Genomic DNA, 24,123 nt, shown 5'->3' on the forward strand with positions numbered 1-24,123 from the left:
CGGTGTTCGCCGCCCGCGGACGCCCGTACGGACGGGACGGTCAGAGGCGCTCGGGGGTCCGGATGCCCAGCAGCGCCATGCCCTGGTGGAGCGTGCGCGCGGTCAGGTCGATGAGGAAGAGCCGGTTCTCGACCACCTCGGCCGGATTGTCGTCGCTGAGCACCTGGCACTGGTCGTAGAACGTCGTGAGGTGCGAGGCGAGCTGGTACAGGTACGAGGCCAGCTTGTGCGGCTCGTACCCCGACGCCACCTCGGCCAGCGTCTCCGCGAACCGGTCCAGGTGCAGCCCGAGCGCCCGCTCGGCCGGGGCCAGCGGAAGCTCCGGGTGCGCGGCCGGGGCGGTGTCGCCCGCCTTGCGGATGATCGACTTGATCCGGGCGTACGCGTACTGGAGGTAGACCGAGGTGTCGCCGTTGAGCGACACCATCTGGTCCAGGTCGAACTTGTAGTCGCGCACGGCGGACGTCGACAGGTCGGCGTACTTGATCGCGCCGATGCCCACGTACTGGCCGTTCTCGGTGATCTCCCGCTCGCTCAGGCCCACCTTCTCGGCCTTGTCGCGGACCACGCCGGTGGCCCGCTCCACGGCCTCGTCGAGCAGGTCCACCAGCCGGACCGTCTCGCCCTCACGGGTCTTGAACGGCTTGCCGTCCGCGCCGAGGACCGTGCCGAACGCGAGCTGGACGGCCTTGACCTGGTCGTTCAGCCAGCCGGCCCGGCGAGCGGTCTCGAAGACCATCTTGAAGTGCAGCGACTGCCGCGCGTCCACCACGTAGAGCAGGGTGTTCGCGCCCAAGTTCTGGACCCGGTCGCGGATCGCCGACAGGTCGGTGGCCGCGTAGCCGTAGCCGCCGTTGGACTTCCGGACGATCAGCGGGGTCGGCTTGCCGTCCGCGCCCTTCACATCGTCGAAGAAGACACAGAGCGCGCCCTCGGAGCGGACCGCGACGCCCGACTCCTCCAACATGCGGCAGGTGTCGTCCAGCATGTCGTTGTAACCGGACTCGCCGACCACGTCGGGGTCGTTGATCTCCATGTCCAGCTTGCCGAAGACCGAGTAGAAGTAGATCTTCGACTCGTCCACGAAGCGCTGCCAGAGCGCGAGCGTCTCCGGATCGCCGGACTGGAGCGCGACCACCCGGTCCCGGGAGCGGGCCTTGAACTCCTCATCGGAGTCGAAGATCGCGCGGGACGCCTTGTAGAGCCGGTTGAGGGACGACATGGCCTCCTCGCCGGAGACCTCGCCGCCCTGGTGGTCCAGCTCGTGCGGGTGCTCGATCAGATACTGGATGAGCATCCCGAACTGGGTGCCCCAGTCGCCGATGTGATGGCGCCGGACCACCTTCTCGCCGGTGAACTCCAGGATCTCGACCATCGCCGCGCCGATCACCGCCGACCGGAGATGGCCGACATGCATCTCCTTGGCGACGTTCGGCTGGGCGTAGTCGATCACGGTGGTGCCCGCGTGCTCGCTGTACGGGACGCCGAGGCGGTCGTCGGCGGCGCGGGCGGCCAGCGTCTCGACGATCGCCCGGTCGGTGATCGTGATGTTCAGGAAGCCCGGTCCTGAGACCTCGATCTCCTGGAGCAGATCGGGCGCGTCGAGGGCGTCGACGACCTGGGTCGCCAGCTCCCGCGGGTTGCCCTTGAGCTTCTTGGCGAGCGCGAGGATGCCGTTGGCCTGGAAGTCGGCCCGGTCGCTACGTCGGAGCAGCGGGTCGACGGAACCGGCCTCCGGCAGGGCTGCCGAGAGGGCGTCCGCGAGGCGCTGCTGCACGGTCGAAGCGAGGGAAGGGACCGAGGCCATGGGCTTCCGTTTCTCGTGTGGAGGACTGTGTGGGAGATCGAGGAGAGGATCTACTCGATTGTCAAGTGTCCCATGGGGGAGCAGTCTCGATCTCCCCTGTTTATGGACGGGGTGATGGGCCGGGGGAGGGACCCGGTGATCGGCCTACCCGGCGGGGGCGTGTTCCGTCTGGTTCCGTCTGGGACAATGGGCGGATCCCGACTATTGGAAAGAGGACGTGCCGACCGTGGCTCAGAGCAGCACCGAGACCGACTGGGTCTCCCGTTTCGCGGACGAGGTCATTGCGGAATCGGATCGTCGTGCGCCTGGGAAACCTGTGGTCGTGGCGTCCGGACTGTCTCCCTCCGGACCCGTTCACCTGGGCAATCTCCGTGAGGTGATGACCCCGCACCTGGTCGCGGACGAGGTCCGGCGGCGGGGGTACGAAGTCCGGCACCTGATCTCCTGGGACGACTACGACCGCTTCCGCAAGGTGCCGGCCGGCGTCGCGGGCGTGGATCAGGGCTGGGCCGAGCACATCGGCCGGCCGCTGACCTCGGTGCCCGCGCCGGAGGGCTCCCCGCACGCGAACTGGGCCGAGCACTTCAAGGCCGCGATGGTCGATTCGCTGGCCGAGATGGGCGTCGAGTACGACGGCATCAGCCAGACCGCGCAGTACACCGCCGGCGTCTACCGCGAGCAGGTCCTGCACGCGATGCGCCGCCGCGGGGACATCGACGCGATCCTCGGGCAGTACCGCACGAAGAAGGCGCCGCCGAAGAAGTCGCAGAAGCCGGTCGAGGCGGCCGAGCTGGAGGCGGCCGAGGGCTCCGGCGCGGCGGGCGAGGACGACGGTACGGGGTCGGCGGGCTACTTCCCGTACAAGCCGTACTGCGGTGGCTGCGACAAGGACTTCACGACCGTCACGGCGTACGACGACGACACCACCGAGCTGGCCTACACCTGCTCCGCGTGCGGTTTCTCCGAGACCGTCCGGCTGAGCGAGTTCAACCGTGGCAAGCTGGTCTGGAAGGTCGACTGGCCGATGCGCTGGGCGTACGAAGGGGTCATCTTCGAGCCCTCCGGCGTCGACCACTCGTCGCCCGGGTCCTCCTTCCAGGTCGGTGGCGAGATCGTCGGCCGGATCTTCGACGGTGAACAGCCCATCGGGCCGATGTACGCGTTCGTCGGCATCAGCGGCATGGCGAAGATGTCGTCCTCGCGGGGTGGGGTGCCCACGCCCGCCGACGCGCTCAAGATCATGGAGGCGCCGCTGCTGCGGTGGCTCTACGCGCGGCGGCGGCCCAACCAGTCCTTCAAGATCGCCTTTGACCAGGAGATCCAGCGGCTGTACGACGAATGGGACAAGCTCTCCGCGAAGGTCGCCGACGGGAGCGCGCTGCCGGCCGACGCGGCCGCGCACTCGCGGGCCGTCCGCACGGCGGCGGGCGAGCTGCCGAGCACGCCGCGGCCGATGCCGTACCGGACGCTCGCGTCCGTCGTGGACATCACCGGTGGTCACGACGAGCAGACGATCCGCATCCTGAGCGAGCTGGACCCGGCGAATCCGCTGGGCTCGCTGGACGAGGTGCGGCCCCGGCTCGACCGCGCCGAGAACTGGATCTCCACCCAGGTCCCGGCCGACGCGCGGACCATCGTGCGGGACGAGCCCGACGCCGAGCTGCTGTCGTCGCTGGACGACGAGGGCCGCGAGTCGCTGCGGCTGCTCCTGGAGGGGCTGGACTCGCACTGGTCGCTCGACGGGCTGACGACCCTCGTCTACGGCGTGCCGAAGATCATGGCGGGCCTTGAGCCGGACGCGAAGCCGACGCCGGAGCTGAAGGTGGCGCAGCGGACGTTCTTCGCGCTGCTGTACCGGCTGCTGGTGACGCGGGAGACGGGGCCGCGGCTGCCGACGCTGCTGTTGGCGGTGGGGGCGGGGCGGGTGCGCAAGCTGTTGAGCGTGTAGCTCCACTGGCGGGGCTCCGGGGGTTGCCCCGGGGCCCCGCCTCTGCGTTCACCGGTGGGGCCTGTCGTCTTCTTGCCCGCGGCACGGGCTGGGCTTTGTCCTCAAGCGCCGGACGGGCTGGAATCAGCTTGCTCGGTTTCGCCGCCTCCGGGCTGGGCTTTGTCCTCAAGCGCCGGACGGGCTGGGATTTGCCGGGCCGGGATTGGCGGAGGGGCTGGGGAGATCAGCCTCTCCGGCGTTTGAGGAGCCCCCGGAGGGCGGGGCGGTCTTGATGGTGCGGCGCCTCCGTGCCGGGGTCCGTCCTCAAGCGCCGGACGGGCTGGAATCAGCTTGCTCGGTTTCGCCGCCTCCGGGCTGGGCTTTGTCCTCAAGCGCCGGACGGGCTGGGATTTGCCGGGCCGGGATTGGCGGAGGGGCTGGGGAAATCAGCCTCTCCGGCGATTGAGGAGCCCCCGGAGGAGCCCCCGGAGGAGCCCCCGGAGGAGCCCCCGGAGGGGAGGGCGAGGGCGCGGGCGGCGATCGTGGCGATCGTGGTCAGGGAAGGGGCGTCCGGGAGGCGGCTGAGCCCGCGCGCCTCCGGCCGGTGGATCAGGACCGGCACGTACTCCCTGGTGTGAAAGGCGTGGCCGATCGTCGGATCGTTGCCGTGGTCCCCCGTCACGATCAGCCGATCACCGGGCCGCGACAGCAGCGGAAGCAGCTCCGCCAGGCCCGCGTCGATCTGTTCCAGGAGGCGGCCGTACCGGTCGGTGTCCTGCTGGTGCCCCGCGAGGTCGGTCTCCTGGACGTTGGCGACGATCAGACCCCCCGTGCGTACGGCGGCCACCGTGTGCGCCAGGACGTCGGCCGTCGGGACGGCCGGTCGGCGCACCGCCGCCTCGCAGGCGAGGATGTCCGCCGCCTTGCCGATGAGCGTGACCGGGATGCCGGCCCGCGCGGCGCGTTCGGGGAGCTGGCGGCTGTGGTCCAGTTCCGCGCCCAGGTGCTGGACGGCGAGCCCGCCGTTGCGGTAAAAGCCCGACGCGGGGGTGTCCAGCCCGGTGGTGCCGCCCTCTCCCGGCCGTACGAAGTGGGTGAGCGCGGCGTCCGCGTATCCGCCGACCGCGATGACCCGGGCGACCGGCGCGACCGTCCGTACCGTACGGGCGATGGCGAGGATGTCCCCGAAGGGGCGGTCGGTCAGCCGGCCGGAGGTGTTCCAGTTGATGCCGGGGTCGGCTTCGAGGTTGTCGTGGACGAGTACGGCGCCGTCGACGATCAGCAGCCCGTCGTGCGGGACGACCTCGTGGCCGGCCGCCGTGAGCGCGGCGGTCACCGCGTCGATGTGGTCGGCGAGCCGTGCCACCGTCACCCGTCGGAAGTCCGCTCCCATCATGGTCTGGTGGCCCGCGTAGGTGTCCGCGCCGGGGTAGCCGAGGGCCGCCCGGCCCACCGCGACCGGCAGCTCCGTCTCCCGGGGGAGGTCGGGGTGGGGATGGACGAGGCCGAGCCCCAGCGCGCCCAGGGTGGGCAGCCGGAGGGGCCGGGCGTCCAGGACGTGGCCGCAGGTGTCGGCGTGCAGATCACCGGGCCGGAGGGCGCCGGCGTCCGGCATCGCGCCGATGCCGAAGCCGTCGATGACGACGATGACGGTGGTGGTGCTCATGGCGGAGGTCCTCTTACAGGGGGCGGCCTTGGGCGTCGTAGCGGCCGGTCAGCCGGGGTGAGCCGGTGGAGAGGCCGGCGACCACCGCGACCGTCGAACGGGTGACGAAGATCTGGGTGCGGAAGGAGAGCACCGCCGTGTCCCCGGGCCGGGCGTCGGCCGGGTCGGCGGGGGCCGCGAGCAGGCGGTAGTAGTCGATGTTCTCGGCGGGCGCGCTCTCCACCCGCAGCCGCGCGCCGGTCCGGGGGAGCAGCGCGCTCCCGATGCGCGCGCGGGGGTAGAAGCCGCCGCCGAAGACGGCCGGGCGGCCGTCCGCGAGGGTGTGGGCGACCTCGGTGACATAGACGTACGCGGGCTTCTCCGGCTGGTACGGGTCGACGCCGTGCAGCGGGGTGGTGCCGGTCAGGGCGTGCCCCGGTTCGGCGTGGGTGGCGCCGGCCGCCGCCAGCAGCGGCAGCGAGGCCATGGAGGTGGCGCTCGGCGCGCTCAGCTTGAGGTCGCGATGCCCGCGCCCGTACAGCAACTCACGTGCCCTGAGGGCGAGTTCGAGATTGGGGGTCGGTTCGGGCCGACCGGTGGCCGGATCGCAGAGCAGGCAGGGGAAGGCGGTGACGCCCGCGATCCGGATGCCGGGGAGCTGCTCGGCGGCCCGCGCGAAATCGGCGAGACCGGCCAGCGGCACACCGCCCTCCTGGCCCGGGTAGACGGTGCCGGGGACCCCTTCGAGCCGTACGAGGACGTCCTGGACCCGCCCGGCCCGTTCGGCGGCCTCGGCGACCGCGCGGGCGTTGGCGAGGTCGTACACGGTGATCGTCTCGGGGTGCCGGGCCAGCATCTCGGGCAGCGCGCGGTGTGGGATCTGCACCAGATGCCCGAGATTGCCGGCCTGCGCTCCCGCCGCGTGCAGGGCGCGCGCCTCGGGGGCGTCGATCGCCGCGTACTTCGGGATGTGCCGGGCGACGGCCCGGATCAGTTCGGGGTTGCGGCCGATCTGTTTGACGACGAACCACAGGGTGAGACCGAGCCGGTCCGCCTCGGCGGCCAGCATCCCGGCGTTGGACTCGACGGCGTCGAGGTCCATGACGTACGTGTCGGGCGGGATGGCGCCGCGCCGGTGCAGCTCGGTCGCGAAGTCGACCAGCTCGGGGTTGCGGGTGAGGACGGTGTCGAGGAACACGGCGGTCAGTCCTTGGAGTCGTTCAGGGAGCCGATGGCGTGGCGCAGCAGGTCGATCACCAGGTCCGCACCCGCGCGCATGGGGTTCACCCGGACCGTCCAGTCGGCGAGTCCGGGGGCGTCGTCCAGGGCCGAACTCGACATCCGGTAGATCAGCGGGGCCAGTTCGTAGCGGGAGTTGGAGCCGACGGGGTACGGGGCGGCCCCGAGCTTCGCCGCGATCGCCGGGAGTTCGCGGGCGAGCGGGCGGTCCAGCCGTACCAGCAGACAGCGGTCCTGTGCGTTGGCGATCCGCACCTCCGCCACGCCGGGGACCTCGCCGGCCGTCAGTCTCCGGGCGACCTCTTCGGAGACCTGGGACTGGATCGACCACATCACCGGGACGTGGGTGAGGGCGCGCAGGGCGTCCAGCGCCTGGTGGCCCTGGACCTGGCCGCCGCCCGAGTAGTTGTCGGCGCGGACGCGTTCGACCAGGTCGCGGGCGCCGACGACCGCGCCGACGCCCTCGGGGCCGTGCAGTTTGAAGAGGGAGAAGCAGGACACGTCCGCGCCGAGTTCGACACCGCTGGACGGGACCCGCATGACGGCGTAGTTGTCGTCCACGATCGTGCGGACACCGGCCGCGGCGCAGGCGTCGAGCACCGCGCCGAGGTCGTACGAGTCGGTGAGGCGCTGCCGGGTGTGCTGGATGTAGGCCCAGCGGACCCCGGCGAGGGCGGTGCGCAGTTCGTCGGGGTCGTTGAAGTCGGCCTCGACGGTGCGCAGGCCGCTCATACCGCGCAGGGTGACCTCGGTGGTGCGGTAGACGGGGGCGCGGTGGATGAGCAGGGTGGTGGAGTCTTCGCCGGAGCCGGAGCCGGAGCCGGAGCCGGAGCCGGAGGCTGGGCCTTCGCCGGGGCCGGGGCCCGGGCCGGCTGGTGGGAGGGCGGTCGCGGCCTGGAGGGCGGCGCGGATGGCGCCCGTGCCCGCGCCCTGGACCAGCGCCGCGTCCGCCGCGCCGAAGTAGTCGGCCAGCACGGATTCGACCTGGGCCGTCGTCCGGGGGCGGCCGAGTCCGGAGACGACTCCGGCGTCCGCCGTGAACAGCTCCTGGCCCTCGAAGTGGCCCGCGACGCACTCCAGCAGCCGGAACTGGCGGGCCACGGCGTCCTGGAGCGGGACCGTGGGGAGGGGGAAGGTCTCCGGGAGGGTGGGGGGCGTCGGGGTCGGCGTCGTGGTCATCGGGTCTCCTGCGGAGGGTGGCCGGCTCGCGCGTCCGGGGCGGGCGGGTCGAGGTCGGTGTCGTCGTCGGATCCGCGGTCTGATGCGCGCTCTGTGGCGAGGGGGTCTGAGGTGAGGGGAACGGACTCGCGTTCTGAGGCGCGGGGGCCGGATGCGAGGCGGCCGGACTGGCGTTCTGAGGCGCGGGGGCCGGATGCGGAAGGAGTGGGAGCCGGGCCCGGGTCAGTGCCCGTCAGGAAACGCAGGGGGTTGCGCCGGGTGAGGAGGTCGATCAGCGCGTCGTCCGCCCCCGCCGCCCGCAGCTCCGGCAGAAAGCCCCGGAAGAGGTGCCCGTACCCCTGGCCGCCCGCCGTCCGCAGATAGCCGTGCCGTGAGATGTCGCAGCTCAGCAGCGCCCGGTCGGCGTGGCCCGCGTCCAGCAGCGCCAGCAGCAGCCGCAGCCTGGTCGCGTCGGTCTGGTAGCCCTCCTTGCCGACGGTGTCGAAGGCGACGTAGGCGCCGCTCGCCGCCAGCCTCCGATGGGTGTCGGGATCGTCCAGCAGGTCCTGGTGCCCGATGCTCACCCGGTCCGGCGCCAGGCCCTCGCCGGTCAGTAGATCGAGCTGGGCGAGCCCGCCCCGCCCGAGCTGGGCGTGGGTGGCGACCGGGAGGCCGGTGGCGACGGCCGCGCGGGCGGCGGCGCGCAGCACCCGGCGCTCGGGTCCGGTCGGCTCGTCGCCGTGGCTGCCGATCTCACCGAGCACGCCGGGGCGGATGCCGGTGGTGCCGATGCCTTCGGTGATCTCCCGTACGAGCACGGACGTCAGCCGGGCCACATCGCTTCCGGCGATGTCGGGCGTGTGGAAGGGCTCGTAGTACCAGCCGGTGGCGGCGATCACCGGCACCTCGGCGGCGCGGGAGATCCGGGTCAGGGCGGGGGCGTCCCGGCCCATGCCCCGGCAGGTGAGCTCGACGACGAGGGAGAGCCCGAATTCGGTTCTTAGCTCGGCCAGTTCGGCGGTGACGGCGGGGGTGTGGAGCGGGTCGGCGAGTACGGCGTCCCCGGCCCCGGCCCCGGCCCCGGGGCTGGTGCCGGTGCCGGTGCGGTCGAGATCGAGGACCAGGTGTTCGTGGGGCAGGACCGGGCCGGTGACGGCGTCGAGCGGGAGCGGGCCGGTCACGGTCCGGAGGGTGGGGTTGTCGGGGGTGGAGGTGGGTGCGGGGGCGGGGGTGCGCATGGGGTGCATGTCAGCCCTTGATCGGGGTGAACAGATCGAGCCAGTAGAGGAGGTTGAGCAGGACGCCGCCGACGATCACCGCGGCCGGCGCCGCCGCCATCCGTACGATCGGCCGTCCCATCGCCTCGTTCAGCAGATAGAGCCCGCCGACGATGAGGATGCCGAGCCCGCCGCCCATGGCGCTGGCCGCCATCAGCGAACCGAAGAGGATCGCGAGCTGGAGGGTGTCGGTGATCGCGCTCCGCAGATGCTCCGACGAGTCGCGGACGGTGGGCAGCTTGCCGAGGAACCGCCCGATGTACGAGAGGGCCAACACCTCGATCGCGAAGACGGCGGCGCCCATCAGCGCGGCGAGATAGGGGTTCGGCATCAGATAGCCGATGGGGTACACGAGTGTGAAACCGGCGATGCCGTACGCGCCGGATGCCAGGGCCGTCGTCGCGATCAGCGGGATGAAGCCGAAGACGCGGTAGAAGTCGACCTGCGCGGCCTCCGAGTAGTCGCCCTTGGCGATCAGGAAGCTGGTGGCCTCGCCGCCGCCGAATATATGGCTCTGTGCCAGCACCGCGATTCCCGCGCCCAGCAGCATGAAGAGCGGGAGATGGCGGCGCAGCCGGGCCGCGCTGGCGCTGAAGAGGGAGGCCATCGGGTCGTCGCCCGCGGGCTCCTCGACCGGCGACTGCTTGGCCGCCAGATCTGCCAGATCCGCCCGGTCGGCCTTGCGCTGCTTGAGGTCCTTGGCGATGGCGAGACCGATGAGCAGCAGCACGCCGACGGCCATGGCGAGCGCTCCGGCGAACATATTCGGCCAGATCTTCATGGTCATGACGACCAGGGCGAGTTCCAGCACGCCCGCGAAGCCGCCCCACTTCCGCCCGAACTGCTTGGTGATCGCGAGCACCGGGAAGAGCGTGAAGAGGAAGAGGATCGGCGTCGACATCTGCTGCATCGCGGTGAGGAAGTCGACGGGCAGGTCGTTGGCGATGTCGTTCGCGCCGTTCAGGCCGAAGACGACCACCGCGCCCCAGGCGCCGCCCAGGATCGGGGCGATCCACCGCTTGGGCGCGAGCAGGCCGAGGATGTCGGTGGGGAGGAAGAGCAGCCACGGGTTGAGGACACCGGTGGAGAGGGCCATCGGCGCGCCGAGGCCGAAGATGAAGCCCGCGGAGAGCCCGAAGGACACGGCGGTGGTGGCGCTGCGGGTGGTCCGGCCCTGGATGAAGTCGAGGAGGAAGGGGCGGACGCCGTCGTTGAAGACGGCGAGCGCCAGATGCGAGATGAACGCGGTCAGCGCACAGAGCGCGATCACGGTCAACTGCTGCGCCAGGGTGAAGTCGAGATCGGCGGCTGCGGCGAGAGTGGTGCTCACGGGGTCACTCCTTCGTGCCCGGGAATGGTGTGCGGCGAGGCCCCCGGGGGGGAGGGGGAGGGGTCTCGGCCGGCCGGGTGCGGGGTACGGGGTGCCGCACCCGGGTGGGGTGGTGCTCGGGTGTGCTGCCGGGCGCGGGGAGTGGGGCCTCGCGCGGGTGCTGCGGGGGGTGGGGACGGGGGTGTGCGTGTGGCGGGCTCTGGAGCGCGGGTGTTACGGGTGGGGCTCGCGGTGGGGCTCAGGCGTCCTGCCGGACGCGTCTCGCGATGGAGCCGGCCTCAGGCGCGTGCCGCCCCGGCTTCAGGCGCGGGCCGCGCCGGGCCCCGGCCTCAGGCGCGTGCCGCGATGGCGCGGGCGAGCGTGGGTGCGACCGCGTCGATCTGATCCAGCGAGAAGCCGAAGACCTTCTTGCCGTCCGCCAGCAGCGCGACGACCTGATCCTCGGTCGGCACCGAGCGCCCGAAGGTGTGGCAGGCGGCCTGCCCCATGAGCCCGACGAGTACGCCGAGGGAGGCGCCGGCTCCGGTGTGGCAGGTGCCGAGGTAGTAGTCGGCCTGGCCCGCGCGGAGCTTCATCGCGGCGTCCATATCGCTGGAGACGATGACCTCGACGCCGTCGAGAGCGAGTGCCCGTACGGCCTCGGCGGTCTCGACCTTGCCGACTCCACCGGTGAGGATCTTCTGCATGGTGTGACTCCTTGAGAGGTCTCTGGTGATTCGCGGTGATTCGCGGGGGTTTCTCGGGGGGTCTCGGGGGGTGTGATCAGGGAGGGGGCGGGGTCACGGGGTGGGCCGCGTGGCCAGCACGGCCAGGTGCAGACCGAGGAAGTTGATCTCCGAATCGGGCAGTGCGGCGCCGAGTTCGCGGTGTGCGCGGTCGGCTACGGCGCGGGCGCGGTCCACCGCGTCGGGATGACCGGCCAGCTCCGCCGCCACCTGGTCGTCGGTGGGGAAGTCGGCGATCGGCTCGCCGTCGAGGAGCCGGTTGAGGGCCATCATCAGATGGCTGGTCAACATGCCCGCCGTGGCCTCGGTGACGGGTCGGCCCTCGGCCGTGAGCGCGGTCAGCTCGGCGGTGACGAAGTCGACGACCTCGGGCCGGACCTGGCCGCTCTCCCGGAAGATCCGGATGCGCTCGGAGAGTTGGTCGTCCATGCCGTTCCTTCCAAAGGACAGTAAACAGGATTTTGTATTTTCACTCCGTCAGAAACCCTTGCGGGCAAGGGCGTTCAGCGGGAGCGTGGACTCAGTAGGAGGGCATCAGGACGCCCCGTACGACATCGGTCTGGAGTGAGGTGACCCGGGAGAGGTCGAGCCCCTCCCGTACGGCGTTGAGCGCCCGCGCGCCCTCCGTCCTGCCGATGAGGGCGGCGCTGGAGTTCCGCAGGGCCAGCTCGCGGGTCACCTCGTCGCCCAGCGGCAGGACGTCGACGCTCGTGCCGAGCAGGCCCTCCACCTCGTCCAGATTCCAGACGGTGGCGTCGGCCCGGTTCTGCGCGAGGAGATCGCGGAGCTGCATGTACGAGGACTCGACCCACTCGATGTCGGACCGGCCGGCGAACGCGCGCTCGGCCAGTATCCGCTGGTCCTCGGAGCTGTGGTCGACGGCGACGCGCAGGCCGGGGGTGTGCAGCGAGGCGCCCTTGCGCAGCAGCAGGCCGTGGGCGCCGACATAGGTCGCCGGGCCGAAGTCGGCGATCAGTTGGACGGGGTGCTCCTCGATCAGCCGGTCGGCGGCGAACCGGGAGAGGACCACCAGGTCGACCTTGCCGTCGAGCAGCGCGGCCGTACGGGCTCCGGCGCCGCGCATAAAGGTGATCGCGAAGGGTGCGCCCGCCTCCTCGAACGCGGTCCGCAGTCCGGTGGCCAGGCCCTCGTACCGCCGCGAGTAGGGCAGCGGCATCGCGGCGAGCAGGGTGCCGAGGCCGGAGAGCCGCCAGAGGGTTGCGCGGTCCGAGCCGACCAGGAAGGTGCCGAGGTGGCCCCGGGCGGTGGTCTCGATCGCGCCGGCCTCCTCCAGGAGCTGGAGGGCGGCCTGGACGGTGCCGTTTCCGCAGCCGAGCTGCTCGGCGAAGTCCCGCACCCGGGGCAGTCGGGTGTCGGCCTCGTGGTTGAGCAGCAGGACCGCGAGCTGCCGGGCCGCGAGACCGTTGCGGGTGAGGAAGCGCTCGTCGAAACGGTTCACGCCTGGACAGTAACCCGGATTCTGGATAATGCACAAGGGTCTTCGGGTGGTGACATCACCACGGCCCTCGGCCGGGAGATCTCACCCCGGTCACCGACGGGTGACGCCACCCCCGCTCCCGGCCGGTCCCGGCCGCTCCCGACGGTCCCGGCCGGCGATCCCACCCCGGTCCCGGCCGGTTATGTGGTGAATCGCCGACCACTGCACCTTTCGATCTACTCCCGCTTCCACCGTGCGCACGACGCGAACGGGCGCGAAACCGGGGACCGTGGAGATATGAAGAACGAGATCATTCTGACCATCGGCTGGATCGCCGCGATCCAGGGCGGCCTCGCCATCGCCGGCGAGCACCTGGGGGACGGACCCTGGGGGCTGCTCCACCTGTTCTGGGACGTGCCCATGACCGTCAACGCCGTGATCCTCGCCGCCGGACTGGCCTTCGTGCTCATTGGCGAGCTGGGCAAACGCATCAGGAACTGACCCGTCAGCCGGGCCGCCCGCCGCTCGTCCGCCAGCCCGGGGGAGTCAGGCGATGTGGTCGGCCTCCAACTCGGACTGGAAACGCTGCTTGAAGTCGGGCCACATCCGCCGCAGCAGGGTGGCGCTCCGCGCGTGCCGGATGCCGTGCACGTCCGAGAGGTGTATGTCGAGCTGCTCCACGCTCGGGTAGTCGGCGTGGTCGTTCGCGTACGAGGCGAAGACCGGATAGGCGGCCTCGTAGAACTCCTGCTCCTCCGCGACGCGCGGTGCGGGCTGCTGCGGGCCGTACGGGACGGGCTGTACGGGCTGCTCGGGCTGGATCGGCGGTACGGGGCCGGGCTGGGCCGCTTCCGGCCGTACGGACGGCTCGGGCTGGACCTGCCCCTGCCCCTGCCCCTGCTCCTGCCCGTGCTGAGGCTGAGCGTTCTGCTGGGGCTGAGGGGCCTGCTGAGCCTGCGGGTCCTGCTGGGCCGGGGCCGGTTCGGGGCCCTCGATCCGCTGACCGGGGATCCCGCCGAGCGGCCGCGTCCGCCCGGGACCCGAGGGGATCTGTACGGGGGTGGGCTCCAGCCCCTCGACGTACGTCGGGTTGAAGGCGTTCTCGTGCGCGTCCTGCGGGACCTGCGGGGCCGCGAACCAGGGACTGGCGTGCGAACCGGGGACCTGCTGCTGCGGATGGAGACCGGGCTGCTCGTACTGCTCGGCCCGCGCCGCCTGCTCGTGCTGGTCCACGGGCTGCGGCGGCCGGGACTGCGCCGGCTGCCGGTCCTGGGACTGCTCCCGTACCGGACCCTGACCCGTGCCCTGTACCGGACCCTGACCCGTGCCCTGTACCGGACCCTGACCCGTGCCCTGTACCGGACCCTGCCCCGCGTCCGGCACCATGTCCTGGTCCTGGCCCTGGCCCTGGCCCTGTGCCGCGCCGGCGACCGTGCCCGCGACCGCGCCCGGCGCCTCGGACGCGTGTCCGGCCGGGGGTAGCTCCGGCTGTCGCTCCGGCTGCTTCTCCAGCGACAGTTCCGGTCGTGGCTCCGGCCTGGGCTCCGGTGTCAGTTCCGGCCTCGGCTCCGGCCGTGGCGGGGGTGGCAGCAGGATCGGTTCGATGCCCGCCGCCGCCAGACCGGCCGGAGCCGTCTCCGCGAGCGGCACCCCGAACTTCGCCAGCCGCAGCGGCATCAGCGACTCCACCGGAGCCTTCCGCCGCCAGGCCCGCCCGAACCTGGCCTGGAGCCTGGCCTGATAGATCAGCCGGTCCTGCTCCAACTTGATGACCTGCTCATAGCTGCGCAGCTCCCACAGCTTCATCCGCCGCCACAGCTTGAACGTCGGCACCGGCGACAGCAGCCAGCGGGTGAGCCGTACGCCCTCCATGTGCTTGTCGGCCGTGATGTCCGCGATCCGGCCCACCGCGTGCCGCGCCGCCTCCACGGAGACGACGAACAGCACCGGGATCACGGCGTGCATACCCACACCCAGCGGATCCGGCCAGGACGCCGCGCCGTTGAACGCGATCGTCGCGACCGTGAGCAGCCAGGCCGTCTGCCGCAGCATCGGGAACGGGATGCGCATCCACGTCAGCAGCAGGTCCAGCGCCAGCAGCACCACGATGCCCGCGTCGATGCCGATCGGGAACCAGAGGGCGAAGTCGCCGAACCCCTTGCGCTCGGCCAGATCGCGCACGGCCGAGTACGAGCCCGCGAAACCGATCGCGGCGATGAGCACCGCGCCCGTCACCACGAGCGCGATGAGTATGCGGTGAGTGCGTGTCAGCTGCATCGCGGCCACCCGCGACCCCCTCCCGTAAACGGAACGCACGCCCGCGCGGGGACCCCAGCGACGGACGTGTGTTCTCTTTCGGCCAGGGGCAGGCTACCTGGACTAATCGCAGTGCATCGGGTACCCCGGTGGTGAAGCGATTCTGAACAGCGCTCTGGCCGACAGACTGGAGCGGACGGTTCCGCCGCCTGATGTACTGGCGACGTTCGACAGCGGAGCCCCCGTTGGCCGACCCGGCGAAGTGTGAGCTGGCCTGAAGATGTTGAGTCCGCGGTTTTTCTCACGCTTGAACTCCACCAGCTCGAATGCGAAGTCTCCGCACGCGGCGCGCCTGGTCTCTTCCGTGCGTCAGGTGCGCGTCCTGAAGACCTCGTGCCGGTGCTTCGTCACGAGAACCATGTGAGCGTGGGGGCCGAAGCTCAGTATCGACCCGTGCAAATGTTCTGATATGCGGCCATAAGTCGGCTGTCGTACGGTCATTCGTATGCAGCTCCGGTACGGCTTTCGTCTGTACCCGAACGGTCCTCAGCGGTCGGCGCTGGGAAGGGCGTTCGGGTGTGCTCGGGTGGTCTTCAACGATGCGCTTCGCGCTCGTGAGACCGCCCGCGCGGAGGGTGCGTCGTTCCCGCAGTCCGGGGATCTGTCGAAATTGCTGATCACCGAGGCGAAGAAGACCGTCGAGCGCGCGTGGCTCGGCGAGGTGTCCGCTGTGGTGCTGCAACAGTCCCTGCGGGATCTGGACGCCGCGTACCGGAACTTCTTCGACGGGTTGAAGGGTAAGCGCCCGCGCATGGGTGCGCCCCGGTTCAAGAGCCGTAAGGATCATCGGCAGGCCGTACGGTTCACCGCCAACGCACGCTGGAAGATCACGACCGGCGGGGACTTATCGTTGCCGAAGATCGGTGATGTGCGGGTGAAGTGGTCCCGTTCACTGCCGTCGACACCGTCCACGGTGACCGTGATCAAGGACGCCGCGGGCCGCTATTTCGCGAGCTTTGTCGTGGAGACCGAGCCCGGCGAGACGCTGCCCGAGGCGGATGCCCAGGTCGGTATCGACCTGGGCCTGTCGCACTTCGCGATCCTCTCGGACGGCACGAAGATCGCCGCCCCGCGTTTCCTGCGCCGGGCGGAGAAGAAACTGAAGCGGGAGCAGCGGCGTCTGTCCCGCAAGACCAAGGGGTCCAGCAACAGGATCAAGGCCCGGTTGAAGGTCGCCCGTGCGCACGCGCGGGTGGCTGATGCGCGGCGCGAGTTCCACCATCAGCTCTCGACGAGGATCATCCGTGAGAACCAAGCGGTTGCCGTTGAGGACCTGGCGGTCAAGGGACTCGCCCGTACCCGCCTGGCCAAATCCGTCCATGACGCGGGATGGTCGGCGTTCATCAGGATGCTGGAGTACAAGGCCGCCCGGTACGGGCGCACCTTTATTCGGATCGGCCGGTTCGAGCCGACCTCTCAGGTCTGCTCGCAGTGCGGCGTCAAGGACGGCCCCAAACCCCTCCGCATCCGCATCTGGGAGTGCGGGGCGTGCGGGGCCGTCCTCGACCGAGACATCAACGCGGCGGTCAACATCGCCAAGGCCGCCGGACTGGCGGTATCAGCCTGCGGAGCGCGGGTAAGACCGGGACACGTCCCGGCACAGTGCGTCGAAACAGGAACCCACCGAGACGGTCACCCGACCGTGGCAGGAATCCCCCTCCATAGGAGCGGGAGCGGAGGTCAATTGTTCGCGGCCGGGACCGAGGCGACAGCCTCCTTGGCGGCTGCTACCGCGCCCTCCACCAGGCCCGAGGCCGGCGGCGGCTGGGCGCCCGCGTAACCCGTTCCGTTGAAGGTCAGCGTGATGACGACATTGGCGGTGCGGGTCACGATCGTGGCGTAGGTGAAGTCCTCGCCGGTCTTCTTCAGTTCGAAGCCGACGGCCTTCGCCTCGTCGCCGACGCCACCGGCCGGTGAGTTGCGGATGTTCTTCGCGCCGGCCGTGGTCTGCGCCTTGGTGACTTCCTTGGCGTAGGCGTCCCGGGCGCGCTGCTCACCGCTGATGCCGAGACCCGTCTCGGAGTCGTAGCGGAGGAGGGAGACGTCGAGCCAGCGGTACTGCGAGCCCTTCACGCCCTTGTCGTCCAGTCCGTTCCAGGCGCAGCTCGCGCGGCTCATGACGTCCGACGACTTGCCGGCCGTGCCGCCCTTCGACTTGGTGCCGGGGACCAGGTCCTCGATCGTCTTCGGGGTGACCGCCTTGCAGGCGCTGGGCAGCTTGGCGAACTTCGCGGGCTCGACGGTCTTGGACGGTTCTGCCGGGGCGGGATCGGCGCTGGAGGTGGCCGCCGACGAGTCCTTGCCGTCCTTGCCGCTGGTGCTGTCCTTGCCGGAGGAGTCGCCGGAGTCCGACGAGCAGCCGGAGACGGCGAGCATCACCGGGACGGCGGCGCAGACGAGTATGCGGGTGAGACGCGAGGCTGATCGGTGCATGGTTCCTTCAGTCGGTTGTCGTACGGGCTCCCCGGGGGCTCGGGCCCCGCGCACCCGGGGTCACCGGGGGCTCGGTTCGCCTCCGGGGCGCTGTGAGCGTGCGCCGACGGTCGATCGTGCTCGGTCCCTCGTTCCTCGGGACCTCCGCGCGTTCTCCCTTTCGACCCCCGCGCGCCCCTTTGGCGGCGAAGCCACCGTACGCGGACGTGGCCCCCGGCGGGTGTCCGTCGCCGGGATGCGGACCGGGCGCCGGGGGGCTCCGCGGGGGCCCTCAGGCGGTGAAGCGGCGGACCAGGTTCCGGGCCACGCTCTGGGCCTTCTCCTGCAGTTCCTTGCTGTCGGGGACCTCGGTCGTCCGGCCGGACTGCTCGGTGTAGACGATCGTCACGATGACGTTCGATGTGCGGAACACCACGCTGACCGTACGGCGCTGAGCGGTCGATCCGGTGCCGGCGGCGCCCAGGACGTCGTTCAGGAAGGCGGCGTCGCCGAGTCCGTCGAGGACCCGGGGATCCAGCCCCTCGTCGTCATCGGCGGCGGGGTCCGAGGTGTCCGAGCCACCGGGCGACGGAGCGCCGGACGGGCTCCCGGATGGGCCTCCGGAGGGACTGCCCGACGCGGGCGGGGACGCGGACTCGGTGGAGGGCGGCGCCGGGAGGTCGGCGGCGACCTGTTTCTTCGAGAACACCTCCTGGGCCCGGTCGTCGTCGCTCACGGAGCTGTCGTAGGACACGACGCGCTCGAAGTCGAGACTCAGGCTGTGGGAGGCGTCCGGGGAGTCGGCCTTCCAGTCGCAGCCGACCCGGCGGTCCGTGTCGTACGTACTGGCCGCGGTGCCCCGGAGGACCTTCCCCTGCTGGTCGCCCGGGAGTTCATTGGCGCCGGGCAGCAGGTCCTTCAGAACGGAGCGGCCGATCGAGCCGCAGGGTTCGAGCAGGTTGCGGTACTTCCCCGGCTGGGCCACGGACTTGGCACCGGGACCCGCCTTGGAGTCGGGGGTGGCGCCCTCGCCACCGGTGTCGGTGGTGCAGCCGGTGACCAGCAGCGCGAGCAGCACCGCCGTTACGCCGGGTGCCAGCGGCTTCACCGGATGAGGCCGGCGCCTCGGCGCCACGGACGCCTCCGGGGCCGGTGCTGCCTCCGGTACCCCTGGTGCCGCTGGGTGGGCTGCCGACGCCTTGCGTTGCACGGTCCCAGACTCCCTTCGAGCGGAAAAGCTGTTGCCGCGTATTGGCGGCCGATGGACACAATGTCTATCGCACGCACTGCCGTCGATGTCGATCCGCTGGGTCTTTCGCGGGCATTGACACCGGTTTTGCGCTTCACTGGCTTTGGGAGCCTTCTCAGGCTTTTCGGGGGAATGAGGAATTATGTCGTACACGGAGATACCGGGGGCGAAGGTCCCCATCCGCATGTGGGCCGATCCCGCGTCGGTCGAGGACCAGGCGATGCGGCAGCTTCAGAATGTCGCCACGCTGCCCTGGATCAAGGGCCTGGCCGTGATGCCCGACGTCCACTTCGGCAAGGGTGCGACGGTCGGCTCCGTGATCGCGATGCAGGGCGCGGTCTGCCCGGCCGCGGTGGGCGTCGACATCGGCTGCGGCATGTCCGCGGTGAAGACCTCGCTGACGGCCAACGACCTCCCGGGCGATCTCTCCCGGCTCCGCTCGAAGATCGAGCAGACGATCCCGGTCGGCCGCGGGATGCACGACGAGGCGATCGACCCCGGCCGGGTCTACGGCCTCCCCACGGCGGGCTGGGACGACTTCTGGAGCCGGTTCGACACGGTCGCCGACGCGGTGAAGTTCCGCCGCGACCGGGCGGCCAAGCAGATGGGCACCCTCGGCTCCGGAAACCACTTCGTGGAGTTCTGCCTCGACGAGTCCGGCGCGGTCTGGCTGATGCTCCACTCCGGCTCCCGCAACATCGGCAAGGAACTCGCCGACCACCACATCGGCGAGGCCCAGAAACTGCCGCACAACCAGAACCTGGTCGACCGCGACCTGGCCGTCTTCATCGCGGAGACCCCGCAGATGGCGGCCTACCGCAACGACCTGTTCTGGGCGCAGGAGTACGCGAAGAACAACCGGGCCATCATGATGGGCCTCTTCCAGGAAGTGGTCCGCCGCGAGTTCCGCAAGGCGCGGGTCACCTTCGAGCCCGTCATCTCCTGCCACCACAACTACGTGTCCGAGGAACGGTACGACGGCATGGACCTGCTGGTCACCCGCAAGGGCGCGATCCGCGCGGGCAGCGGTGACTACGGCATCATCCCCGGCTCCATGGGCACCGGCTCGTACATCGTGAAGGGCCTGGGCAATGCGGCCTCCTTCAACTCCGCCTCCCACGGCGCCGGCCGCCGCATGAGCCGCAACGCGGCGAAGAAGCGGTTCACGACGCAGGACCTGGAGGAGCAGACCCGGGGCGTGGAGTGCCGCAAGGACTCCGGCGTGGTGGACGAGATCCCGGCCGCGTACAAGCCGATCGAACAGGTCATCGACCAGCAGCGGGACCTGGTGGAGGTCGTCGCGAAGCTGAAGCAGGTCATCTGCGTCAAGGGGTGAGACGGACGCTGGTGAAAGTTGGTGAGGGTGGCGCCTCGATCGTTCGGTGTGAGTACCGTTCAGAGGACGAAGTCTGACTGGACGGGGCCGCGCCGTGTTGCCGATAGTCGGGTGGCGGTAGGTCCCTCCACGGCAGGAGGTGTCCTGATGCTGGAAGAAGCTGAGGAGATCGGTCGGCGGGCGCGCCGGGCGCGGCTGCGCCTGGGAATGGCGCAGGCTGACCTTGCCGCCGCGATGGGCAGGACTCAGGGCTGGGTCTCGAAGATGGAGCGAGGCCGGATCGAACTGGACCGTGTCAGTCTGCTCAATCTGCTGGCCACTGAGCTGCATGTGCATCCGAATGACCTGATCGGGCGTCCGTTCAGCAACTCGCCGGAAGAGAACCAATGGCAGGTCGCTGCCTTGGCGGTGCTGCGGGAACTGCGCCGCTACGACCTTGTGCCGGTCTTCGAAGGAACCCCACGTCCAGCGGCCAAGCTCTGGCAGGAGACGACCCGGCTGCACCGGCTGAGTGATGCGGCGGCAATGGTGGCACTGCTGAAGACCCTGCCGGATCTGCTCCGTGAGTCCCGCGCCCTGATCGAGGTCTCCGCTGGCCGTGAGCGCGAGGAGGCGTACGGGGTCTATGCCCTGTGCTGCAAGCACGCTCACAACACCGCGCACGCGTTCGGCCATCGCGAACTGGTCACCATGGCATGTGAGCGCGCCGCCTGGGCCGCGCCGTTGTCCGGCGATCCGGTTCTGCCCGCAGTGGCCGACTGGATGCGGGTACGAGACATGTGGACCACCGCCGACTGGGCGGACGCGATCACTCTGTCCGACCAGGCCATCGCCAGTGTGCAACAGGGGTACGAGCAGGGTGAGCCGCTGGCCGTACGGGCATGGGGAGCGTTCCAGCTCCGTGCCGCCGTATCGGCGGGGCGAGGTGGTAGTTCCTCCCAGGCCGACGACCGGATCGACCATGCCAGAGCCGCCGCCGACCGGCTGGCCGAGTACACCGGGCCGCCGGTGTTCGATCGCCACGCGGTGAAGTTCTCGGCGGGCAATGTGCAGATCCATGCGATCAGCGTGGCGCTGGAGACCCGGGAGCAGGGCAAGGCGCTGGCCATGAACCACCGCACCAGCCCTGAACTGGTCGCCGGGCTACCCAGCTCCCGGCAAGGCCATCACTTCATGGATCTGGCGCGCGCCTGGATGTGGGACGGGAACCGTGAGCGGGCTCTGACCGAGTTGGAGAGGGCCGAGCGTCTCGCGCCTCAGATCGTCCGCAACCATCCCATCGCACGGTCGACGCTGCGGAGCATCGTCTACGCCGAGCGGACAGCCGCCCGCGAGAAGCTGCGGCGGATGTCCGACCGCTTCCATCTGGACGGTTGAGGGCGGAATTCCTCCGGTTCATATAGGGCCTCGGAATGATCCCTACCGTCTCGGGACATGACGGAACCACCATCCTCTGAACGGTCCCTGCGAGTCTCCCTCTTAGGCGTGGAGGCCGCCTTTCACCCGCAACTCGGCGACCTCGCCACCGATACCGCACGGAATGCGTGTGTCGGTGTAGTGGTCGCTGTCCCTGGCGAGGACACGGCCAGCTACCACCTGCGTCCGCCCGGTGGCGGCCGACAGTGGTCCGCCTCCGGCGATGGCACCACGCTGCGCCCCGTGCGTCCCACGGTCAGCCACGCGACGTTCCCGCCTCAGCAGGAACTGGTCTACGACCACCGAAGTGCACAGGGGGCTCTACCGCTCCGGGTGCACTTCACGGACGGCGGTGCCTGCGAGGCCATCGTGATCCTGACTCTGGCTGACGTGGAAGTCGTACACGTCCAGTCCGGACGCATCCTCGACGAGTGCCGACGCCGACTCGGGGAAACGCCGTGACGGCCCCCGGTCGGTACCGGCCCGGCTCATTCCCCACCACTACGACCGGCATGGGGCCTCCGGTCGAACTCTCGTTGCCGTTGGTGCCTCCGGTGCCCGCCGCTGGGTGCGCTGTGTGCGCGGATCTCGCCGCGCGGCGCACGGGGGCCCTGAGCATCGGCGACTTTTCGCGGGCCACGGATTGCAGCGTGGAGATCAGTAGGCACTCCGGGCACGGTGGCTGATGGACATGCAGGTGTGGAAAGACCGGCTCGCTCGGGCGGAGGAGTCGGCGGAGGCCCTGCGATCCGCGCTGGCCTGGCTCGGATTCCCCGAGCGGGTGTGGGGGTCGGTGCGGCCGATCGTGACCGCGTCCGGCGGCGCCTATGTCGATCTGGGTGTCTTCAGGCCGGATGTGGCGGACCGGATCGCCGCCGCTCTCACGTCCGGGCCGGAGGGTCGGCCACCCCACTGAACCGCCCCGTCCGCAGGCGCCGCGCCGACCTGCGGGCGGGGGCTGCGCGCCCCGGTTCGTTCCGTGTCCCCGTCATGGGCGGACCGGGGCCGCTTGCACGCTGTGAACAGGGCGCGATCGTCCCCGTACGTCCGCTCCAGGGAGAGCCCCCATGGATCACCACACCCAACTGCCCTTACGCCCCGGCCCCGACTTCGTCGCGGAGGTCGTCGCGTCCACCTGGCTCGACAGGGCCACCGCGTACCTCCTCATCGGGCACCCCGGGGTCAGCCGGGCCGGGCAGAGCACGGCCGGTATTGAACGGGCCCTGCGGGGGCTCGCGCACGGGCTCGGGCTCGGCTCCGACGAGGTCAGCAGCGCGGGGCGGCTCGTCGTCAATCACCGGTTCACCGCGCTCGACTACGGGCACCCCGACGTCATGATGCGCGTTCCCGCCCCCGGTCCGCACTGGCAGGGCGTCGTCGGCCGGACCCGCCGCGTCGAACTCATCGTCGGGTTCGGAGCGCTTTTCGCCGGGATGAACCAGAGCGCCATCGACACCTACCTCCGGTGCACGACGGTGCTCACCGGCACCCTCACCCTCCGCAGGAACTGAACCGGGCTCAGAGTTCGCGGTGCACCTTGGTGTTGGAGGCTTGGGCGCGCGGGCGGACCACCAGGAGGTCGATGTTCACATGGGACGGGCGGGTGACCGCCCAGGCGATCGTGTCGGCGACGTCGTCGGCGGTGAGGGGTTCGGCCACGCCCGCGTAGACCTTCGCCGCCTTCTCCGTGTCGCCGCGGAAGCGGGTCGTCGCGAACTCCTCGGTCTTCACCATGCCGGGGGCGATCTCGATCACCCGCACCGGAGTGCCGACGATCTCCAGGCGCAGGGTCTCGGCGAGGACCCGTTCGCCGTGCTTGGCGGCGACGTAGCCGGCGCCGCCCTCGTACGTCCCGTGGCCGGCCGTGGAGGTGAGGACCACGACGGTGCCGTCCCCGCTGGCGGTGAGGGCGGGGAGCAGGGCCTGGGTGGTGTGCAGGGTGCCGAGGACGTTGACCTCGAACATCCGGCGCCAGTCGGCGGGGTCGGCGGTGGCGACGGGGTCCGCACCGAGGGCGCCGCCCGCGTTGTTGACGAGGACGTCGCAGCGGTCCAGGCCGGCCGCGAAGGCGTCCACGGCGGCCCGGTCGGTGACATCGAGGACCTGGGCCGTGGCCTGGTGGCCCGCGTCGGTCAGCTCCGCCGCGAGCGACTCGATCCGGTCCCGGCGGCGAGCGGTGAGGACCACCCGGAAACCGGCGTGGGCGAGTTGCCGCGCGGTGGCGGCCCCGATGCCGCTGCTGGCTCCGGTGATGACGGCGACGGGGGTGCCAGCGGCGGTCATGTCCTGCTCCTGCTTCTCGTGGGTGGCTGGGTGGCTGGGTGGGTGGTTGGTCAAGCGGTCAGGATAGGCATCGGGGCGCGCGGGCCGCGAGCCTCTCCGCCCCCAGGTGCGGGAGGGGCGGCGGGGGCATCGGGCGCCCGGGCGCGGGAGGGTCGGCCGGCTCTCGGGCGTCCCCGGGCGCCGGAGGGTTCAGCGGGCCCTCGGGCCGTACATGATCACGGCCATGCCCGCCAGACAGATCAGCGCGCCGATGACGTCCCAGCGGTCCGGCCGATAGCCGTCCGCGACCATGCCCCAGGCGATCGAGCCGGCGACGAACACGCCACCGTAGGCCGCCAGGATGCGGCCGAAGTCGCCGTCCGGCTGGAGCGTCGCCACGCAGCCGTAGACACCGAGGGCGATCACGCCCGCGCCGATCCAGATCCAGCCGCGGTGCTCCCGGATCCCCTGCCAGACGAGCCAGGCCCCGCCGATCTCGAAGAGGGCCGCGACGACGAAGAGGGCTACTGAGCGGGCGACGAGCATGGGCTCAGCCTGCCATGGGGCGGGCGGGGGGACGCGCCGG

At 70.8% G+C, this 24,123-nt stretch carries 21 protein-coding genes and 1 pseudogene; 8 read left to right on the forward strand and 14 right to left on the reverse strand.

The features are described 5' to 3' along the window. Window positions 1–40: 40 nt before the first annotated feature. The gene (gene argS / locus ACH4S7_RS27325; protein ID WP_398523962.1) at window positions 41–1,807 is read right to left on the reverse strand and encodes an arginine--tRNA ligase; all 1,767 of its coding nucleotides are present in this window, start codon (window positions 1,805–1,807) and stop codon (window positions 41–43) included. A gap of 217 nt (window positions 1,808–2,024) precedes the next feature. On the opposite strand from argS, the gene lysS reads away from it, so the two are divergent. Further along, complete coding sequence (lysS, locus tag ACH4S7_RS27330) at window positions 2,025–3,755, forward strand: lysine--tRNA ligase (RefSeq protein WP_398523963.1); 1,731 nt, start codon at window positions 2,025–2,027, stop codon at window positions 3,753–3,755. A gap of 367 nt (window positions 3,756–4,122) precedes the next feature. Here the strand turns inward: lysS and ACH4S7_RS27335 are convergent, their stop codons facing one another. The 8 genes and pseudogenes from ACH4S7_RS27335 to yhfZ all read right to left on the reverse strand — a co-directional run bounded on the left by ACH4S7_RS27335 (window position 4,123) and on the right by yhfZ (window position 12,567). Next, on the reverse strand, window positions 4,123–5,400 hold the full coding sequence (locus ACH4S7_RS27335) for a phosphopentomutase (protein ID WP_398523964.1): 1,278 nt from the start codon (window positions 5,398–5,400) through the stop codon (window positions 4,123–4,125). A 13-nt stretch (window positions 5,401–5,413) separates the two neighbouring features. Further along, window positions 5,414–6,577: an alanine racemase gene (locus ACH4S7_RS27340; protein ID WP_398523965.1), complete on the reverse strand. Its 1,164-nt coding sequence runs from the start codon at window positions 6,575–6,577 to the stop codon at window positions 5,414–5,416. Between the two features lie 5 nt (window positions 6,578–6,582). Then, complete coding sequence (locus ACH4S7_RS27345) at window positions 6,583–7,797, reverse strand: aminotransferase class V-fold PLP-dependent enzyme (protein WP_398523966.1); 1,215 nt, start codon at window positions 7,795–7,797, stop codon at window positions 6,583–6,585. A gap of 227 nt (window positions 7,798–8,024) precedes the next feature. After that, window positions 8,025–9,014 (reverse strand): annotated as a pseudogene (locus ACH4S7_RS27350) (phosphotriesterase); the annotation flags it as partial. A 10-nt stretch (window positions 9,015–9,024) separates the two neighbouring features. Further along, window positions 9,025–10,383 (reverse strand): YhfT family protein, encoded by a 1,359-nt coding sequence (locus ACH4S7_RS27355; protein ID WP_398523967.1) that lies wholly within the window; start codon window positions 10,381–10,383, stop codon window positions 9,025–9,027. Window positions 10,384–10,712: 329 nt separating this feature from the next. Next, a complete protein-coding gene (locus tag ACH4S7_RS27360; protein ID WP_398523968.1) occupies window positions 10,713–11,069 on the reverse strand; it encodes a DUF2620 domain-containing protein in 357 nt (118 codons plus the stop codon). Window positions 11,070–11,162: 93 nt separating this feature from the next. Continuing rightward, window positions 11,163–11,537, reverse strand: a complete 375-nt coding sequence (locus ACH4S7_RS27365; RefSeq protein ID WP_398523969.1) for a transcriptional antiterminator — start codon at window positions 11,535–11,537, stop codon at window positions 11,163–11,165. A gap of 91 nt (window positions 11,538–11,628) precedes the next feature. After that, window positions 11,629–12,567 (reverse strand): GntR family transcriptional regulator YhfZ, encoded by a 939-nt coding sequence (yhfZ, locus tag ACH4S7_RS27370; RefSeq protein ID WP_398523970.1) that lies wholly within the window; start codon window positions 12,565–12,567, stop codon window positions 11,629–11,631. Window positions 12,568–12,843: 276 nt separating this feature from the next. On the opposite strand from yhfZ, the gene ACH4S7_RS27375 reads away from it, so the two are divergent. Further along, window positions 12,844–13,047: a hypothetical protein gene (locus ACH4S7_RS27375; protein WP_398523971.1), complete on the forward strand. Its 204-nt coding sequence runs from the start codon at window positions 12,844–12,846 to the stop codon at window positions 13,045–13,047. A 45-nt stretch (window positions 13,048–13,092) separates the two neighbouring features. Here ACH4S7_RS27375 and ACH4S7_RS27380 read toward each other — a convergent pair whose 3' ends face one another. After that, on the reverse strand, window positions 13,093–14,832 hold the full coding sequence (locus tag ACH4S7_RS27380) for a DUF2637 domain-containing protein (protein ID WP_398523972.1): 1,740 nt from the start codon (window positions 14,830–14,832) through the stop codon (window positions 13,093–13,095). A 475-nt stretch (window positions 14,833–15,307) separates the two neighbouring features. Between ACH4S7_RS27380 and ACH4S7_RS27385 the strand changes: the two genes are divergently transcribed. Then, window positions 15,308–16,642, forward strand: a complete 1,335-nt coding sequence (locus ACH4S7_RS27385) for an RNA-guided endonuclease InsQ/TnpB family protein (RefSeq protein ID WP_398523973.1) — start codon at window positions 15,308–15,310, stop codon at window positions 16,640–16,642. Here ACH4S7_RS27385 and ACH4S7_RS27390 read toward each other — a convergent pair. Then, the gene (locus tag ACH4S7_RS27390; protein WP_398523974.1) at window positions 16,543–17,295 is read right to left on the reverse strand and encodes a DUF3558 domain-containing protein; all 753 of its coding nucleotides are present in this window, start codon (window positions 17,293–17,295) and stop codon (window positions 16,543–16,545) included. The genes ACH4S7_RS27385 and ACH4S7_RS27390 overlap by 100 nt on opposite strands. 271 nt (window positions 17,296–17,566) lie before the next feature. Further along, window positions 17,567–18,382, reverse strand: a complete 816-nt coding sequence (locus ACH4S7_RS27395; protein WP_398523975.1) for a DUF3558 domain-containing protein — start codon at window positions 18,380–18,382, stop codon at window positions 17,567–17,569. Between the two features lie 283 nt (window positions 18,383–18,665). Between ACH4S7_RS27395 and ACH4S7_RS27400 the strand changes: the two genes are divergently transcribed. The 5 genes from ACH4S7_RS27400 (at window position 18,666) to ACH4S7_RS27420 (ending at window position 22,786) form a co-directional block, all read left to right on the forward strand. After that, entirely contained in the window at window positions 18,666–19,859 is a 1,194-nt protein-coding gene (locus tag ACH4S7_RS27400; protein ID WP_398523976.1) for an RtcB family protein, read from the forward strand. Window positions 19,860–20,006: 147 nt separating this feature from the next. Beyond that, window positions 20,007–21,236 carry a helix-turn-helix domain-containing protein gene (locus tag ACH4S7_RS27405; RefSeq protein WP_398523977.1) on the forward strand — a complete coding sequence of 410 codons (1,230 nt, stop codon included), beginning with the start codon at window positions 20,007–20,009 and terminating at the stop codon, window positions 21,234–21,236. Between the two features lie 57 nt (window positions 21,237–21,293). Next, window positions 21,294–21,737, forward strand: a complete 444-nt coding sequence (locus tag ACH4S7_RS27410; protein WP_398523978.1) for a hypothetical protein — start codon at window positions 21,294–21,296, stop codon at window positions 21,735–21,737. Window positions 21,738–21,960: 223 nt separating this feature from the next. After that, a complete protein-coding gene (locus ACH4S7_RS27415) occupies window positions 21,961–22,191 on the forward strand; it encodes a hypothetical protein (protein WP_398523979.1) in 231 nt (76 codons plus the stop codon). Between the two features lie 151 nt (window positions 22,192–22,342). Then, window positions 22,343–22,786, forward strand: a complete 444-nt coding sequence (locus ACH4S7_RS27420) for a hypothetical protein (protein WP_398523980.1) — start codon at window positions 22,343–22,345, stop codon at window positions 22,784–22,786. A gap of 7 nt (window positions 22,787–22,793) precedes the next feature. On the opposite strand, the gene ACH4S7_RS27425 is transcribed toward ACH4S7_RS27420, so the two are convergent. Then, window positions 22,794–23,558, reverse strand: coding sequence for an SDR family NAD(P)-dependent oxidoreductase (locus ACH4S7_RS27425; RefSeq protein ID WP_398524251.1), 765 nt, complete (start codon window positions 23,556–23,558; stop codon window positions 22,794–22,796). 189 nt (window positions 23,559–23,747) lie between these two features. Continuing rightward, window positions 23,748–24,083, reverse strand: a complete 336-nt coding sequence (locus ACH4S7_RS27430) for a YnfA family protein (RefSeq protein ID WP_398523981.1) — start codon at window positions 24,081–24,083, stop codon at window positions 23,748–23,750. Window positions 24,084–24,123: the final 40 nt, after the last annotated feature.

This window comes from Streptomyces sp. NPDC020965, from assembly GCF_044333555.1.
Taxonomy (GTDB): Bacteria; Actinomycetota; Actinomycetes; order Streptomycetales; family Streptomycetaceae; genus Streptomyces.